At 51.2% G+C, this 2,895-nt stretch carries 2 protein-coding genes; both read right to left on the reverse strand.

Going from position 1 to position 2,895, the window contains the following annotated elements; all coding sequences use genetic code 11:
- The coding region (locus AACS18_RS00130; RefSeq protein WP_219927952.1) for a hypothetical protein at window positions 1–1,932 on the reverse strand (1,932 nt) is incomplete at its 3' end.
- Window positions 1,933–1,941: 9 nt separating this feature from the next.
- Window positions 1,942–2,895, reverse strand: a 954-nt coding sequence (locus tag AACS18_RS00135; protein ID WP_146184731.1) for a type VI secretion system Vgr family protein, incomplete at its 5' end; no start/stop codon positions are given.

A 2,895-nucleotide genomic window follows, 5' to 3' on the forward strand; every position in this document is an offset into this window, starting at 1 on the left:
TATAAATTCCGCAGATTTTTTAGAAATTCTATAAATCCCAAGAGTGGTATTAAAATCGATTGTATCTCCGCTTGGGAGCTGCTCTGTTATTAATGCCATTATTCCTATTGGTGAAAAATGCCAAACCTCTTTATCCAGCTTTAACTTGGTCGCACTCTGCATCCACTCCAGCTTATCGATACGCTGCTTTTCATGATCAACCAGTAAATCAAAGTTTGGCAGGCCAATCTTGGTCATAAGCTTATCCAGCCATTGATAACTGCTGGCTGAAGACTTTTCATACCACTCGCTGAGATGTTTGACAATGAGCTTGTGCAACTGCTCACTGTTTTTCGGATTGCTCAAAGCGGCATGAATTTCGCCGCTGCTCAGCTTGCCATCCTTATTCTTATCAAAGCTTTTCACCAAATCAGTAAAAAGGGAAGGCGGCGCATCGGGATCCAGATAACCGTCGGAGCCACTACCATCGATCTTTTTAAAACCGATCTTCAACCAGTCATGCTGACTCAATAACTCAACTTGCTCTTTCTTGACATATTTATCTGATGAGACACAAATCCACTCCTGCTTGGCAGCATCCTTTTCCAGCTTGGGTGCTTCAACCAGCGCTTCCTTGCTTTTATCCTTGGTTGCCACCCACTTGGATTTGCCTGCCTCACTCTTCTTCTCATGGAGGATCAAATCGGCAGGCACTTTGGCATAGATTGCACCACCTTGCGTTCCCGCCTTGTTGGCCAGAACATCATCCAGACGGGGATCTTGAGTAAACACCTCAAGATGAACCTGATGCTTGCTCTGTTTGCCCCCAATCAGGGACCCCGGTGTTTCCACCAAGCCGAGATAGCCTATGGTTTCACCCGCAGCAATTACCACGGGAGATGGCAGCACATATAGCTCGTCGAGATGGGAAGGGGGAAGCCTTTTAGCTTTGATAAATTCATCTTCAACGCACACCCAGGCGAGACCACAATTCCCCTGAGCGTCACTCCCACTCGGCATGACATATTTGCATCTGGCCATCTTGCGCGCTTTATCACCAATCCAATGGAATTCGAGTTGGTGGGCATCATACTGCAACTTGGTGCCAGCTGGCAGTGAGACATTGCCACTGCCAGCCATCAAGCGACCACTTTTATCATCCAAGACAGGATCTGCACGCCCAGCCATATCCTTCAATAGCTCTGCATCTATCTGATCGAATAGCCAGGTTGGCACATTGGGCTTGATAAAGGTCACGGCATCCGGGCTATTGGCGATCCAGACTGAACTCCCTTCACTGACCAATAAGCCAGCCTTTTCAGCCTCTTTTATCTGGGCATTGGACAGCTTGCTCTTGATCTTTACCTTGATGAAATCATACTCCTTGTCCCCAACACTCCCCTTTTTCGGGGGAATGCTGCTATCCATCTCCAGTTCAGTATCCTTAGGCAAAGTGAAACGGGGCAAGGCAGCATCGGCACGCTGCTGCTCTGCATCAGGGTTCGAATGGGGGACGGAATTGCGAGCATTCCAACCCTTTTTCAATACCAGCTTTTCGGTACTTTGGTACTTATCCCAAGGCAAAAGGTGCATATAGAGCGAATAAAAGGTGAACTCGTTTTTAGCTTTTGTTTCTGCATTGATTTCACAATATTCGTGTTGGACCAGGCAGAAGCAGTTGGAATAACGCAGTGACTCTCCCTGAAATTCAGAGGTCAGATAATCCTTCATTATCCGAAAAGCCACGACTTTGCCGTCAGCAATGGCTCGGACAGGATATTTATCCTTGCACCAGGGGGCGCTCTGGTCGCTGATATGAATACCACCATGCCATTTGTTGTGATTGCCAAGGAGATAATGACCGGATTTTTCGCCATTAATAAGTGCAGTCAGCGCTTTGACATCCTTGAATTCTTCACCTTTGGCAGTGAGGATGGGAAATGCAAACTTCATGCTTTCTCCTTATTCAGAAAAGAGGTAGAACGCAGCGGGCTTCTCGTCTTTCAAGAGCGCCTCCATCACCTTCTCGGTAGGAATGGCCTTGACCAGTTCAACCAGTTCTGGGGCTTTGACCACCTCAACCCCTTTGGGAGTAACAGGAGCCTGACCCGCCCAGCCAGAGCCTGCTCCTGGGCTGCCGCCGGCATTGAGTTTGATGGCGGGGCCCACCAGCTTGATGCCGCTCGGGTCAACTTTCACAAAGCTGCCCCCCCCCTTGAGGGTGATCTCGGAGCCCGCCTCTAGCACCAGCTTGTCACCCACCTTGATATGCACCTCTTCACCCGCTTCCACCAACAGGGATTGACCCAGTTTCTGGTGCAGGGAGGTATCCACCGTCAGCGAATAGTCCGCCTTGATGTGGTCGCGTTTTTCACCTTCAACTGTCAGGTGGTCATTACCGAGGCTGGGCGGAGCGCCATCCTTGCCCGGCACCTTTCTGATGCGAGTGACCCGCTCGTTGTCGATATCCCGATGCTCGTCGTGCTTGATATGCCACGCCGCATCGTTCTCGATGAGAACATTCAGGTCTTTCTGACCGTGGATATAAATCTCTTCCTGCCCAGCCTGGTCTTCAAAACGAAGTTCGTTGAAGCCCTCACCCTTGTGGGTTTCGGTGCGCAGCACGGTGCGAGTCTTGTTGGCGGGCAGCTCATACGGCGGCCGGTTGGTGGCGTGGTAGGTGCGACCCGTCACGATAGGCTGGTCGGGGTCACCTTCGAGGAATGAGACGATGACCTCGTGGCCGATGCGCGGAATCGCCATCATGCCGTACTGGCCACCGGCCCAGCCTTGGGATACTCGTACCCAGCAGGAGCTCTGGTCGTTGGAGCTGCCGTAGCGGTCCCACGGGAACTGCAGCTTCACCCGGCCATGTTCGTCGCAGTAAATCTCCTCCCCTTCCGGGCCCACCACGAT

The sequence above is a fragment of the Aeromonas sp. HMWF015 genome (assembly GCF_963878965.1).
In the GTDB taxonomy this organism is placed as follows: Bacteria; Pseudomonadota; Gammaproteobacteria; order Enterobacterales; family Aeromonadaceae; genus Aeromonas; species Aeromonas veronii.